This is a genomic window from Bradyrhizobium sp. HKCCYLRH3097 (assembly GCF_051167875.1).
Lineage (GTDB): Bacteria > Pseudomonadota > Alphaproteobacteria > Rhizobiales > Xanthobacteraceae > Bradyrhizobium.
The window spans coordinates 304,863-318,219 of record NZ_JBNPTX010000003.1 but is presented as its reverse complement, the minus strand read 5'-3'; the positions used below and the strand labels follow the sequence as shown (position 1 = coordinate 318,219).

Below are 13,357 nucleotides of genomic sequence, written 5' to 3'. Positions count from 1 at the left end.
CATGTCCAGCGCTGACACGCTTACACTCGATGCGCCGGTCAATCCGATCTATGCGCGCCGGCGCCGCAGAGACATCGTGATCCGCGGCCTCTGCGTTGCCGCCGCGATGTTCGGCGTCACCTGGCTGGCGCTGATCCTGTTCACGCTGTTCTATAACGGACTCGCCGGCCTCAGCCTGCAGGTTTTTGCCGCCGACACGCCACCGCCCGGCTCCAGCGAAGGCGGCCTGCGCAACGCCATCGTCGGCTCCTTGATCATGACGATCATCGGCGTCGGCATCGGCGCGCCGCTCGGCCTGTTTGCCGGCACCTATCTCGCCGAATACGGCCGCAACGACCGCCTGACCTCGGTGATCCGCTTCATCAACGACATCCTGCTGTCGGCGCCCTCGATCATCATCGGCCTGTTCATCTATGGTGCGGTCGTGGTGCCGATGGGCGGCTTCTCGGCACTCGCGGGTTCCCTTGCATTGGCGGTCATCGTGATCCCGGTGGTGCTGCGCACCACCGAGGACATGCTGCTGCTCGTGCCCAACCCGCTGCGCGAGGCGGCGTCTGCGCTCGGCCTGCCGCGCTCGCTGGTGATCCGCCGCATCGCCTATCGGGCGGCGCGCTCGGGCCTCATCACCGGCGTGCTGCTGGCGACCGCCCGCGTCGCCGGCGAGACCGCGCCTCTGCTGTTCACCGCGCTGTCGAACCAGTTCTGGAGCCTCAACCTTTCCAAGACGATGGCGAACCTGCCCGTCACCATCAACAATTTCGTCCAGAGCCCTTATGCCTACTGGAAACAACTGGCCTGGAGCGGAGCCCTTCTCATCACTCTGGCCGTGCTCGCCCTGAACATCGGTGCACGCATTCTCGGCGCCGAGAGGAACACCAAATGACCGAACTGTCCGTCTCCGTCAGTCAGCCCAATCACGCTCTTCACGGCAAGGCGCTTCCGGATGCGCCGGCCAAGGTGACCGCGCGCAACCTCAACTTCTACTACGGCGACCATCACGCGCTGAAGAACATCAACCTGTCGCTGGGCACCAACCGCGTCACCGCGTTCATCGGCCCGTCCGGCTGCGGCAAGTCCACGCTGCTGCGCATCTTCAACCGGATGTACGATCTCTATCCGGGGCAGCGGGCGACCGGGCAGCTGATGCTCGACAACACCAACATCCTCGATCCCAAGCTCGATCTGAACCTGCTGCGTGCCCGGGTCGGCATGGTATTCCAGAAGCCGACGCCGTTCCCGATGACGATCTACGAGAACATCGCCTTCGGCATCCGCCTCTATGAGAAGATCTCCAAGTCGGAGATGGACGACCGGGTCGAGAAGGCGCTGCGCGGCGGCGCGCTGTGGAACGAGGTCAAGGACAAGCTCAACGCCTCGGGCCTGTCGCTGTCCGGCGGCCAGCAGCAGCGGCTGTGCATCGCGCGTACCGTGGCGGTCCGGCCGGAGGTGATCCTGTTCGACGAGCCGTGCTCGGCGCTCGATCCGATCTCGACCGCCAAGGTCGAGGAGCTGATCCAGGAACTCGCCGAAAACTATACGATCGCCATCGTGACGCATAACATGCAGCAGGCGGCGCGCGTCTCCGACAAGACCGCCTTCATGTATCTCGGGGAGCTGATCGAGTTCGACGACACCAGCAAGATCTTCACCTCGCCGAGCGATCGGCGGACCCAGGATTATATCACCGGCCGGTTCGGCTGACGCCGACGACATTGTCTTCAGGAGATCATCATGGCCAGTGAACATACCGCCAAGGCGTTCGACAGCGATCTGCAGGACCTCACCCGTCTGGTATCGGAGATGGGCGGCCTCGCGGAACGGCTGATCGTCGATTCCGTCGATGCGCTGGTGCGGCGCGACATCGCGCTCGGCCAGAAGGTGGTCGCCACCGACGCCGAGGTCGACAAGCTGCAACGCATCATCGAGGAGCGCGCCGTTCTTACCATCGCCCGGCGACAGCCGATGGCGGTCGACCTGCGTGAGATCGTCGGCGCGATGCGCGTGGCGACCGATCTGGAGCGTATCGGTGATCTCGCCAAGAACATCGGCAAGCGCGTCGCGGCGCTGGAGAGCGACTTCCATCCGCTGAAGCTGATCCGCGGGCTCGAGCACATGACCGATCTCGTGCAGTCGCAGGTCAAGACGGTGCTGGACGCCTATGCCGCGCACGATTTGCCGGCCGCGATGACGGTGTGGAAGGGCGATGAGGAAGTCGATGCCATCTGCACCTCGCTGTTCCGCGAGCTCCTGACCTACATGATGGAGGATCCGCGCAACATCTCGTTCTGCATCCACCTGATGTTCTGCGCCAAGAATATCGAGCGCATCGGCGATCACGCGACCAACATCGCCGAGACGGTGTTCTATATGATCGAAGGCCAGCAGATCATGGACAAGCGCCCGAAGGGCGACATGACGAGCTTCGCATCGACGATCCCCGGCAACTGAGAGAGACGGTTCAGACATGGGCGCCCGAATTCTGGTGGTGGAGGACGAGGAGGCGCTGACGACGCTGCTGCGCTACAACCTCGAGGCCGAAGGCTACGAGGTCGAGACCGTGGCGCGCGGCGACGAAGCCGACACGCGCCTGAAGGAGCGTGTTCCCGATCTCGTCGTGCTCGACTGGATGCTGCCGGGCCTGTCCGGCATCGAGCTGTGCCGCCGCCTGCGGGCGCGGACCGAGACCCGGCAGTTGCCGATCATCATGCTCACCGCACGCGGGGAGGAGAGCGAGCGCGTGCGCGGCCTCGCGACCGGCGCCGACGACTACATCGTCAAGCCGTTCTCGGTGCCGGAGCTTCTGGCGCGGGTGAAAGGCCTGCTGCGGCGGGCGAGTCCGGAGCGGCTGGCGACCGTGCTGTCCTATGGCGACATCGAGCTCGACCGCGAGAAACGCCGCGTGGCGCGCTCGGGGCGGCCGATCGATCTCGGTCCGACCGAATACCGCCTGCTCGAGTTCTTCCTGGAGCATCCCGGCCGCGTGTTCAGCCGCGAGCAGCTGCTCGACAGTGTCTGGGGCCGCGACATCTACATCGACGAGCGCACCGTCGACGTCCATATCGGCCGCCTGCGCAAGCTGCTCAATCCCGGCCGCGAGCAGGACCCGATCCGCACGGTGCGCGGCGCCGGTTATGCGCTCGATGACCGCTTCGCCAAGAGCGAGCAGGTGTAAGGGGCGATCCGGCGTGAGCACGAAGCAGGTGTGAGGCGCGAGGCGGCCCGATTGAGGAGATCGCGGTCCGCTTTCCGCCACGCCGCCGCCGTCTTGATCGTGTCTGCTTCGTGGCCCGTCACGATGTTTCGGTCCCAGCGGACGCCCTTGATCAAGACCATCATCATATCTCTTGCCGTGCTGCTCGGCGGCGCGGCGGGCGCCACGGCCGCCGAGCTCGAAGACGCGGTCGCGGCGGCAGGCAACGGGCAGCATGCGGCGGCGATGCGACGGCTGCTGCCGCTGGCCGCCAAGGGCGATGCGCGGGCGCAGTTCGACGTCGGCTTCATGCACGCCTTCGGCTGGGGCCAACCGCGCAACCCCGCCGAGGCGCTGGCGTGGTACCGCAAGGCCGCCGATCAGGGGCTCGCTGTCGCGCAACACTATCTCGGCATCGCCTACGTCAATGGCGAAGGTGTTGCGAGCAATTACGGCGAAGCCGGCCGCTGGTTCAGCCGCGCCGCGGCGCAGGGCTTCGCCCAGTCGCAATACATGCTCGGCCTGATGCTGCTCGACGGCCGCGGTGTGAAACAGGACGTCGTGCAGGGCTATGCCTGGCTGGTGATGGCGGGCCGTAGCGGCGTGCGATCGGCCGGCCGCGACGTGCAGCGGGTCAAGTTGACCGAGCCGCAGCGCGTCCAGGCCCAGAGTGCCATTGCGGCCTGGCGGCCGAAGCCGGAATCGGCGGAGGCCGGCATCGCCGCTCCGCGTCCGGAGCAACTGCTCGGGCTCGACCGCCACATCGGCGAGGTCGTCGATCCCACCTCGTGGCCGGCGTCGTCGATCGGCGTCGTCACCGTCGCGCAATACTCGACCGGCGGCTGGTGCACCGGCACGCTGGTCGCGCCGCGCGTCGTGCTCACCGCGGCACATTGCGTGTTCAACGGCGTGGCGCAGGTCAGCCCCGGCAACGTCCGCTTCCTGGCCGGCATGAACAGGGGCACGCCGGCGGCATCGTCTGTCGCCGACAAGCTGATCGTGGCGCCTGATTTCGTCCCGACCCGGCACGACAGGTGGTCGCTCGACCGCTCGCCCGCCGATTGGGCGTTGATCGTGCTGAAGGACGCGCTGCCGTCGAAGCCGGTTGAGGTCAGGGCGCTGACGCGCGAGGAATTGCAGGCTGCGACCACGGCCGGAACCATCTCCGAGATCGGCTATGGCCAGGAGCGGCGCTATTCGCCGACCGGCCAGCGCAATTGCAGCGCCGGCATGACCAAGGACGGGATGCTGCTGACGGTGCATTGCCTCGCCAATTTCGGCTATTCGGGCTCCCCCATCATGGCCGAAGTCGGCGGACAGCCGGCCGTGGTCGGCATCTTCTCGGCGTTCCATGAGGAGACCCGGCTGATGTTCGCCGCCCCCGCGAGCCAGTTCGAGGCGGTCGTGCGGCGCGAGATCGCGGCACAGAGTGCCTCGATGCGGTGAGCGAAGGAGGGACGAGAGAAGAGGATGTCCCGCCGCTGGTCATGATCTGTGCGTGACTGGATAGCGGGTTGCCAAGCAAGAGGGCAATCCGGGAAGGGCCGCCCACGTTTTCCCGCAGCTTTTGCCTGCAGCGGGGGGCTTTACCGAACTGGCCTGGCTCTTGCTATAGTCCGAGTATGACGATTGTTCAAATTGATCATCCTCGTGCCCCTCGGCTGCTGTGGTGGCGATCGCAGCCCGGCCGCAACGTTGCGCTCGTCGGCGGGCTGGTCGCCGCCAACGCGCTCGCCTGGGCCTGGGCGTTCGCGCTCTATGCCGACCGGCCCGCCATCGTCGGCACCGCGATGCTGGCCTGGCTGCTCGGACTGCGCCATGCGGTCGATGCGGATCACATCGCGGCGATCGACAACGTCGTACGGAAGCTGGTGCAGGACGGTAGCGCCCCGCGCGCCGCCGGCCTGTATTTTGCGCTCGGCCATTCCAGCGTCGTCGTCATCGCCACCATCGTCGTGAGCCTCATCGCCGGCGCCGACCTCCTGGATGAAGAGAGCGCGATCAGGGCGATCGGCGGCGTCATCGGCACGTCGGTGTCGGCCGGCTTCCTGCTGCTGATCGCGTTGGCGAACCTCATTCTGTTCGTGAACCTCTGGCGCCGCGCCGCACAGCCGCAGTCCGAGATGGAAACCGCCGGAAGCTCCGGACGGGGCATCCTCATCCGCCTGCTGCGCCCGGTGCTCCGCCTGGTGGGACGCGCCTGGCACATGTATCCGCTCGGTTTCCTGTTCGGTCTCGGCTTCGACACTGCGAGCGAGATCGGGCTTCTCAGCCTGTCGGCAACCGAGGCAGCGCGCGGCGCGAGCCTCGCCCATGTCCTGGTGTTTCCGGCGCTGTTCGCGGCTGCGATGGCCACCGTCGACACCGCCGACAGCATGCTGATGGCGGGCGCCTATCGCTGGGCGCTGACCGATCCCGCACGCAAGCTGCGCTATAACCTCGTGATCACCGGCGCATCCGTTGCCATCGCGCTGGTGATCGGCGGCTTCGAGGCGATCACGCTGTTGGCGCCGCGGCTTGGCCTGACCGGGGGATGGACGGGGGTCGCCACCGCGCTGGGCGACGATGTCGCCAATCTCGGGATCGTCGCGATTGGCCTGTTCGGACTGATCTGGGCGGTCGCCATGCTGCTCGGTCGCAGCCAGCGCGGTTCCGAGGCTATCCCCGGGGAAGCGCTTGCCAGTGTTCATGCGGGGGCGCTAAACCCGCCGGTGATACGAAGCGGAACGCTTAAGACGGGCTAGGAGCGGGGCCTTATGATGGTCGGCTCTGAGGGAACGATCAGGATGCTATGGCTGCAGGGTGCGAGCTGCGGCGGCTGCACCATGTCGATCCTGGAAAGCGGCGCGTCCGGCTGGTTCGACGAATTGCGCCAATCCGGCATCGATCTGGTGTGGCATCCCTCCGTCAGCGAGCAGACAGGGGACGAGGTCGTGGAGCTGTTGGAGGCGATCCGCGACGGCCGCGAGCGGCTCGATCTGCTGGTGCTCGAAGGCTCGGTGGCGCGCGGACCTGGTCTGACCGGCCGCTTCAACATGCTCGCCGGCACCAACCGCTCGATCTATCACTGGCTGCTCGATCTGGCGCCGCTGGCCGACTACGTCGTTGCCGTCGGCAGTTGCGCCGCCTATGGCGGCATTCCTGCTGCCGGCATCAACCCGACCGATGCGGTCGGATTGCAGTTCGAGGGCAGCGACATCGGCGGCGCGCTCGGCGCGGGCTTCCGCTCGAAACGCGGGCTGCCGGTGATCAACGTCGCAGGCTGTGCGCCGCATCCGGGTTGGATGATGGAAAGCCTGCTGGCGCTCACCTCGGGCGATCTGTCGGCAGACGGCCTCGACGCGGTCGGCCGTCCGACCTTCATCGCCAATCACCTGGCGCATCACGGCTGCTCGCGCAACGAGTTCTACGAGTTCAAGGCGAGCGCGGAGACGATGTCGGAGCGCGGCTGCCTGATGGAGCATCTCGGCTGCCGCGCGACGCAAGCGGTCGGCGACTGCAATCAGCGCTCGTGGAACGGCGGCGGCTCCTGCACCAAGGGCGGCTACGCCTGCATCGCCTGCACCTCGCCGGGCTTCGAGAGCGCGCAGAACTATCTGCAGACGGCCAAGCTCGCCGGCATTCCCGTGGGGCTTCCGACCGACATGCCCAAGGCCTGGTTCGTCGCGCTCGCAGCGCTGTCGAAATCGGCCACGCCGCGTCGCGTCCGAGTCAATGCGACGGCGGATCACGTCGTGGTGCCGCCGGGCCGTGCCGGCGACAAGCGCCGTCCATGACGCGGATCACGGTCGGACCGTTCAATCGTGTCGAAGGCGATCTCGAGGTCAGGCTCGATATCGAGAGCGGTCGCGTCACCAGGGCGGAGGTGACGGCGCCGCTCTATCGCGGCTTCGAGCAGATCCTGGAGGGGCGGCCGCCGCTGGACGCCCTGGTGATCGCACCGCGAATCTGCGGCATCTGCTCGGTGTCGCAATCGATCGCCGCCGCCGCGGCGTTGCGCCAGGCCATGGGTATTGCGGCAGCGCCAAACGGCGTCCTCGCGGCCAACATCGCGCACGCGGCCGAGAACGCAGCCGACCATCTGACGCATTTCTACATCTTCTTCATGCCGGACTTCGCCCGCGACGTCTACGCCTCGCATGCCTGGCATTCGGCTACGGCCGAGCGCTTCGCGGCCACGAAGGGCAGCGCGGCCCGCGATGCGTTGCCTGCCCGCGCGCGGCTGCTCGAGATCATGGGCCTGATCGCCGGCAAATGGCCGCACAGTCTCGCCTTCCAGCCAGGCGGGACGACGCGCGCGATCGAGCTCGGCGAGCGCGTGCGGCTCAACGCGATCGCGGCGTCGTTTCGCGGCTTCCTTGAACGCGTCGTGTTTGCCGACAAGCTGGAGAACGTGCTCGCCTTGTCGACATCGGACGAGCTCGACCGTTGGCGGGAGGGCCGCGCCGGCGACTTCGCGCATTTCCTTCGGCTGGCCGATGCGCTCGCGCTGGCCGACCTCGGAAGCGGACCCGGTCTCTTGATGAGCTTCGGCGCGTATCACGACTTCAATGGGGCTCGTTTTCGCGCTGGCGTCCGCACGAGCAGTGGCGAGGTCCAGGCTTTGCCGTCGGACGGCATCACCGAGGACGTCTCGCACGCCTGGATGCACGATACGTCGCTCGATCCGGCCGAGAGCCGCACCGTGCCCGATGCCGACAAAGCCGACGCCTATAGCTGGTGCAAGGCGCCGCGTCTCGCGGGAGAACCGGTCGAGGTCGGCGCTCTCGCAAGGCAGGCCATCGACGGTCAGCCGTTGATCACCGCGCTGCTCGCGAGCGGTCGCAGCAATGTCCGCAATCGTGTCATCGCCCGGCTGATCGAAACCGCGCAGCTCGCGCTGTCGATCGAGCACTGGATCAAGGCATTGCGTCTCAACGAGCCGTTTTGCGAAAACAGCGCCAGCGCGGTCGACGGCAATTTCGTCGGGCTCGTGGAAGCTGCGCGCGGCAGCCTCGGCCACTGGCTCGCGGTGCGCTCCGGCCGGATCGAGCGTTATCAGATCATCGCGCCGACGAGCTGGAATTTCTCTCCGCGCGACGCGGATGGGGTCGCGGGCCCGCTCGAACAGGCGCTGGTCGGCACCGAGGTCGGCACTGCCGGCGCGCGTGCGGTCGGCATTCAGCACGTCGTGCGGTCGTTCGATCCCTGCATGGTCTGCACGGCCCATTGAGCGCGCTGCACACAGGCAGGCAGCAAGCGGAAACAAGCTTGTCGGTGCAAAGCGCGTGATTTCCGATTATCGCGCGCGATCCGCCTTCCAAGGATCCACGATCGCGGCCTCGCTGCTGCAAGCATCTGGAATCATTATGATTCAAATCCAGCAATGATGCTGGCCCGCATCTTGCTGTCCTTCTCGCCAGAACGCGATCAGATGATCGCCAACGCGATGTCAGGGGAGGACTCATGGGCGCGGCAACGGAAACTTTTTACAGCGTCATCAGGCGTCAGGGCATCACGCGGCGCAGCTTTCACAAGTTCTGCAGCCTCACCGCAACGAGCCTCGGCCTCGGGCCGCTCGCGGCCAGCCGCATCGCCAACGCGCTCGAAACCAAGCCGCGCACGCCGGTGATCTGGATGCACGGGCTCGAATGCACGTGTTGCTCGGAGAGCTTCATCCGCTCGGCGCATCCGCTGGTGAAGGATGCCGTGCTGTCGATGATCTCGCTCGACTATGACGACACCATCATGGCGGCGGCCGGCCACCAGGCGGAGGCCATCCTCGAAGAGACGCGTGCGAAGTACAAGGGACAGTACATTCTTGCAGTCGAGGGCAATCCGCCGCTGAACGAGGGCGGCATGTTCTGCATCGACGGCGGCAAGCCGTTCGTCGAGAAGCTCAAGATGATGGCCGAGGACGCCATGGCGATCATCGCCTGGGGCGCCTGCGCGTCCTGGGGCTGCGTGCAGGCGGCGAAGCCGAATCCGACGCAGGCGACGCCGATCGACAAGGTCATCACCAACAAGCCGATCATCAAGGTGCCGGGCTGCCCGCCGATCGCCGAGGTCATGACCGGCGTCGTCACCTTCATCACCACGTTCGGCAAGCTGCCCGAGCTCGACCGCCAGGGTCGGCCGAAGATGTTCTACTCACAGCGTATCCACGACAAGTGCTATCGCCGACCGCATTTCGACGCCGGCCAGTTCGTCGAGGAGTGGGACGACGAGGCCGCGCGCAAGGGCTACTGCCTCTACAAGATGGGCTGCAAGGGTCCGACCACCTACAACGCCTGCTCGACGGTGCGCTGGAACGGCGGCGTGTCGTTCCCGATCCAGTCCGGTCACGGCTGCATCGGTTGCTCGGAGGACGGCTTCTGGGACAAGGGCTCGTTCTACGACCGCCTCACCAACATCAAGCAGTTCGGCATCGAGCACAACGCCGACCAGGTCGGCATGGTGGCTGCGGGCACGGTGGGCGCAGCGGTTGCGGCGCATGCGGCGGTGACGGCCGTGAAGCGGCTCGCCGGCAAGCGCGACGACGCCAAGCAAGATCATTAATCGAATTCAGGGCAGGCAACGATGGGCATCCAGACTCCCAACGGCTTCAATCTCGACAATTCCGGCAAGCGTGTCGTCGTCGATCCGCTGACGCGCATCGAGGGCCATCTGCGCGTCGAGGTGAATGTCGATTCCAATAACGTGATCCGCAACGCGGTCTCGACCGGCACCATGTGGCGCGGCATCGAGACCATCCTGCGGAACCGCGATCCGCGCGACGCCTGGGCCTTCACCGAGCGGATCTGCGGCGTCTGCACCGGCACGCACGCGCTGACCTCGGTCCGCGCGGTCGAGAACGCGCTGGGGATCATGATCCCCGATAATGCCAACTCGATCCGCAACATCATGCAGCTCTGCCTGCAGGTGCACGATCACCTCGTGCACTTCTATCATCTGCATGCGCTCGACTGGGTCGATGTGGTCTCGGCGCTCAAGGCCGATCCAAAGGCAACCTCGGCGCTGGCGCAGTCGGTCTCGGACTGGCCGCTGTCCTCGCCGGGCTATTTCAAGGACCTGCAGATCCGGCTGACCAAGTTCGTCGAGTCCGGTCAGCTCGGTCCGTTCAAGAACGCCTATTGGGGTCATGCGGCCTACAAGCTGCCGCCGGAGGCGAACCTGATGGCGGTGGCGCACTATCTGGAAGCGCTCGACTTCCAGAAGGAGATCGTCAAGATCCACACCATCTACGGCGGCAAGAACCCGCATCCGAACTGGCTGGTCGGCGGCGTGCCGTGTGCGATCAATGTCGACGGCACCGGCGCGGTCGGTGCGATCAACATGGAGCGGCTGAACCTCGTCTCCTCGATCATCGATCGCTCGATCGAGTTCGTGCAGAAGGTCTATCTGCCCGACGTGGCGGCGATCGGCTCCTTCTACAAGGACTGGCTCTATGGCGGCGGTCTCTCCGGCAAGAACGTGATGTCCTACGGCGACATTCCGGAGAATGCGAACGATTATTCAGGGAAGAATCTCAAGCTGCCGCGTGGCGTGATCCTCAACGGGAATCTGAACGAGATCCTGCCGATCGATCATGGCGACCCCGAGCAGATCCAGGAGTTCGTCACCCACTCCTGGTACAAATATCCCGACGAGAGCAAGGGCCTGCATCCCTGGGACGGCGTCACTGAGCCGAACTACCAGCTCGGCCCCAACGCCAAGGGCACCAAGACGGACATCAAGGAGCTCGACGAGGGCGGAAAATATTCCTGGATCAAGGCGCCGCGCTGGCGCGGCAACGCGGTCGAGGTCGGACCGCTGGCGCGCTACATCATTGGTTATGCGCAAGGGCGACCGGAGTTCAAGGAGCCGACCGACAGGCTTCTGAAGACGCTGAACCTGCCGGTCACAGCGCTGTTCTCCACGCTTGGCCGCACCGCGGCACGGGCGCTCGAATGCGAATGGGCGGCGAACCAGATGCGCTACTTCCAGGACAAGTTGGTGGCACGCATCAAGGCCGGCGATTCCTCGACCGCGAACATCGAGAAGTGGAAGCCGGAGAGCTGGCCGAAGGAGGCCAAGGGCTACGGCTTCACCGAGGCGCCGCGCGGCGCGCTGGCGCACTGGATCAAGATCAAGGACACCAAGATCGACAACTACCAGTGTGTCGTGCCGACGACCTGGAACGGCTCGCCGCGCGATCCCAAGGGCAATATCGGCGCCTTCGAGGCCTCCCTGATGGATACGCCGATGGCGGATCCGGAGAAGCCGCTGGAGATCCTGCGCACGATCCATTCGTTCGATCCGTGCCTCGCGTGCTCGACCCACGTGATGAGCCCGGACGGCCAGCAAATGGCGACGGTCACGGTCAGGTAGTGGGAGACGCACCATGATGGATGCCATTGCACGTCCCGCCGAGGCAGAGCCCAACCTTGCGGCGATCGCGGCCGACGCCGCCGGTGAACACGCGGTCGGCCGGCCCACGGTCTACGTGTACGAAGCACCGGTGCGCATCTGCCATTGGGTGAATGCGTTCGCGATCGTCGTGCTGATGATCACCGGCTATCTGATCGGGACTCCGCTCCCCAGCGTCGAAGGCGAGGCGTCGGCGAATTTCGTGATGGGCTACATCCGCTTTGCCCATTTCGCGGCCGGACAGGTGCTGGCGGTGTTCTTCCTTGCCCGCATCTTCTGGGCCTTCGTCGGCAACCACCACTCCCGGCAGATCTTCTACATTCCGGTGCACCGCAAGCAGTTCTGGAACGAGGTGCTGCACGAGATCCGCTGGTACGCTTTCCTTGAGCGTGAGCCGAAGATGTATGTCGGCCATAATCCCCTGGCGCAGACAGCCATGTTTACCGGCTTCACGCTGTTCGTGACCTTCATGATCGTCACCGGCTTTGCGCTCTATTCGGAAGGCACCGGCATCGACAGCTGGCAGCACAAATTGTTCGGTTGGGTGTTCGCGATCTGGCCGAACAGCCAGGACGTCCACACCTGGCATCATCTCGGGATGTGGGCGCTGGTCACCTTCGTGATGGTGCACGTCTATGCCGCCATTCGCGAAGACATCATGTCACGTCAGAGCATCATCTCCTCGATGATCTCGGGCGAGCGGCAGTTCCGCGAGTAGCAGGGGGGGCCGGCATGGTCGATGAGCGCGGGCGCGATCGCATTCTGGTGCTCGGGATCGGCAACATTCTCTGGGCGGACGAAGGCTTTGGCGTGCGGGTGGTGGAGGAATTCCACCGCCGCTTCACCGTGCCCGACAATGTCACGATCCTCGATGGCGGCACGCAGGGACTTTACCTCGTCAACTATGTCGAGGAAGCCGACGGCCTGATCGTGTTCGACGCCATCGACTATGGCCTGGTGCCGGGCGAGCTCAAGCTCGTCCGCGACGACGAGGTGCCGCGCTTCACCGGCGCCAAGAAGATGAGCCTGCACCAGACGGGCTTTCAGGAAGTACTGAGCGCGGCCGACTTGCTCGGCCGCTATCCGCAGCGGCTAGCGCTGATCGGCTGCCAGCCGCTCGACCTCGAGGATTGGGGTGGCCCGCTGACTGCGCCGGTTCGTGCGCAGATCGCGCCGGCGATCGAGCTGGCCTGCGCCCTGCTGGCGGAATGGGGCTCGCCGGCCGTGTCGCGGCGTGCACCGCTCGCCGGCGACGAACGCCTGCTCGCGAACGACATCGACCATCACAGCTACGAACTGGGGGCGCGCACGGCCGATTGACCGCGCCGCGAGGGAATCCGCCATGTGTCTTGGCCTGCCGATGACAATCCTGGAGACCGATGGCGTCTCGGCGCTGTGCAGCTTCGACGGCGAGGAGCGCCGCGTCTCGGTGTTGCTGCTGTCGAACCCGCCGGTGGGGGCCAAGGTGCTCGTCTATATCGACAACGCCGTTCGCTTGCTCGATGACGAAGAGGCGCGGCTGATCGGCGAAGCGCTGCGCGGCCTGCAGGCGGCCGTGAACGGCGAGAATTGCGATGACTTCTTTGCGGATCTGATCGGGCGCGAGCCGGAGCTTCCGGAGCATCTGCGGTAGCGGCGTCATGCCCTCGGGCGGCGCCAAATTACTGATAACAAGATTTCCATAGACGAAGTAAGTTTGCAGGCCTTGCCTGGAAAGCACCTTTCCAATTTCTCGCGCAATCCTTTAGTTGCAATAAAAACTTAATATATTTCAATGCC

Annotated in this window: 13 protein-coding genes; all 13 read left to right on the top strand. The window is 65.5% G+C overall.

Annotation, left to right across the window (positions count from 1 at the left end):
* Position 1 precedes the first annotated feature (1 nt).
* The 13 genes from pstA (at position 2) to ACQR0U_RS10385 (ending at position 13,211) form a co-directional block, all read left to right on the top strand.
* On the top strand, positions 2–883 hold the full coding sequence (pstA, locus tag ACQR0U_RS10445; protein ID WP_315713506.1) for a phosphate ABC transporter permease PstA: 882 nt from the start codon (positions 2–4) through the stop codon (positions 881–883).
* A complete protein-coding gene (gene pstB, locus ACQR0U_RS10440; RefSeq protein ID WP_315713505.1) occupies positions 880–1,701 on the top strand; it encodes a phosphate ABC transporter ATP-binding protein PstB in 822 nt (273 codons plus the stop codon). Before pstA ends, pstB begins: the two co-directional genes overlap by 4 nt.
* A gap of 30 nt (positions 1,702–1,731) precedes the next feature.
* Positions 1,732–2,448, top strand: coding sequence for a phosphate signaling complex protein PhoU (gene phoU / locus ACQR0U_RS10435; RefSeq protein WP_315713504.1), 717 nt, complete (start codon positions 1,732–1,734; stop codon positions 2,446–2,448).
* A gap of 16 nt (positions 2,449–2,464) precedes the next feature.
* Positions 2,465–3,172, top strand: coding sequence for a phosphate regulon transcriptional regulator PhoB (gene phoB / locus ACQR0U_RS10430; protein WP_315713503.1), 708 nt, complete (start codon positions 2,465–2,467; stop codon positions 3,170–3,172).
* Between the two features lie 147 nt (positions 3,173–3,319).
* The gene (locus tag ACQR0U_RS10425; protein WP_434843163.1) at positions 3,320–4,636 is read left to right on the top strand and encodes a trypsin-like serine protease; all 1,317 of its coding nucleotides are present in this window, start codon (positions 3,320–3,322) and stop codon (positions 4,634–4,636) included.
* Between the two features lie 176 nt (positions 4,637–4,812).
* A complete protein-coding gene (locus tag ACQR0U_RS10420; protein ID WP_315752367.1) occupies positions 4,813–5,934 on the top strand; it encodes a HoxN/HupN/NixA family nickel/cobalt transporter in 1,122 nt (373 codons plus the stop codon).
* A 15-nt stretch (positions 5,935–5,949) separates the two neighbouring features.
* Positions 5,950–6,966, top strand: coding sequence for a HupU protein (locus ACQR0U_RS10415; RefSeq protein WP_315752484.1), 1,017 nt, complete (start codon positions 5,950–5,952; stop codon positions 6,964–6,966).
* Positions 6,963–8,402 (top strand): nickel-dependent hydrogenase large subunit, encoded by a 1,440-nt coding sequence (locus tag ACQR0U_RS10410; protein WP_316226174.1) that lies wholly within the window; start codon positions 6,963–6,965, stop codon positions 8,400–8,402. The genes ACQR0U_RS10415 and ACQR0U_RS10410 overlap by 4 nt, the downstream gene beginning before the upstream one ends.
* 233 nt (positions 8,403–8,635) lie before the next feature.
* Positions 8,636–9,727 carry a hydrogenase small subunit gene (locus ACQR0U_RS10405; protein ID WP_315713499.1) on the top strand — a complete coding sequence of 364 codons (1,092 nt, stop codon included), beginning with the start codon at positions 8,636–8,638 and terminating at the stop codon, positions 9,725–9,727.
* Between the two features lie 21 nt (positions 9,728–9,748).
* Complete coding sequence (locus tag ACQR0U_RS10400; RefSeq protein WP_315713498.1) at positions 9,749–11,539, top strand: nickel-dependent hydrogenase large subunit; 1,791 nt, start codon at positions 9,749–9,751, stop codon at positions 11,537–11,539.
* A gap of 13 nt (positions 11,540–11,552) precedes the next feature.
* The gene (gene cybH / locus ACQR0U_RS10395; protein ID WP_316226173.1) at positions 11,553–12,296 is read left to right on the top strand and encodes a Ni/Fe-hydrogenase, b-type cytochrome subunit; all 744 of its coding nucleotides are present in this window, start codon (positions 11,553–11,555) and stop codon (positions 12,294–12,296) included.
* Positions 12,297–12,310: 14 nt separating this feature from the next.
* Positions 12,311–12,898 carry a HyaD/HybD family hydrogenase maturation endopeptidase gene (locus tag ACQR0U_RS10390; protein ID WP_315825313.1) on the top strand — a complete coding sequence of 196 codons (588 nt, stop codon included), beginning with the start codon at positions 12,311–12,313 and terminating at the stop codon, positions 12,896–12,898.
* Positions 12,899–12,920: 22 nt separating this feature from the next.
* Positions 12,921–13,211, top strand: a complete 291-nt coding sequence (locus ACQR0U_RS10385; RefSeq protein WP_315736711.1) for a HypC/HybG/HupF family hydrogenase formation chaperone — start codon at positions 12,921–12,923, stop codon at positions 13,209–13,211.
* Positions 13,212–13,357: the final 146 nt, after the last annotated feature.

Excerpts from the sequence above, each read along its gene's own strand:
- pstA (WP_315713506.1), top strand. The coding sequence starts at position 2 with ATGTCCAGCGCTGACACGCTTACACTCGATGCGCCGGTCAATCCGATC.
- pstB (WP_315713505.1), top strand. The coding sequence starts at position 880 with ATGACCGAACTGTCCGTCTCCGTCAGTCAGCCCAATCACGCTCTTCAC.
- phoU (WP_315713504.1), top strand. The coding sequence starts at position 1,732 with ATGGCCAGTGAACATACCGCCAAGGCGTTCGACAGCGATCTGCAGGAC.
- phoB (WP_315713503.1), top strand. The coding sequence starts at position 2,465 with ATGGGCGCCCGAATTCTGGTGGTGGAGGACGAGGAGGCGCTGACGACG.
- ACQR0U_RS10420 (WP_315752367.1), top strand. The coding sequence starts at position 4,813 with ATGACGATTGTTCAAATTGATCATCCTCGTGCCCCTCGGCTGCTGTGG.
- ACQR0U_RS10415 (WP_315752484.1), top strand. The coding sequence starts at position 5,950 with ATGGTCGGCTCTGAGGGAACGATCAGGATGCTATGGCTGCAGGGTGCG.
- ACQR0U_RS10410 (WP_316226174.1), top strand. The coding sequence starts at position 6,963 with ATGACGCGGATCACGGTCGGACCGTTCAATCGTGTCGAAGGCGATCTC.
- ACQR0U_RS10405 (WP_315713499.1), top strand. The coding sequence starts at position 8,636 with ATGGGCGCGGCAACGGAAACTTTTTACAGCGTCATCAGGCGTCAGGGC.
- ACQR0U_RS10400 (WP_315713498.1), top strand. The coding sequence starts at position 9,749 with ATGGGCATCCAGACTCCCAACGGCTTCAATCTCGACAATTCCGGCAAG.
- cybH (WP_316226173.1), top strand. The coding sequence starts at position 11,553 with ATGATGGATGCCATTGCACGTCCCGCCGAGGCAGAGCCCAACCTTGCG.
- ACQR0U_RS10390 (WP_315825313.1), top strand. The coding sequence starts at position 12,311 with ATGGTCGATGAGCGCGGGCGCGATCGCATTCTGGTGCTCGGGATCGGC.
- ACQR0U_RS10385 (WP_315736711.1), top strand. The coding sequence starts at position 12,921 with ATGTGTCTTGGCCTGCCGATGACAATCCTGGAGACCGATGGCGTCTCG.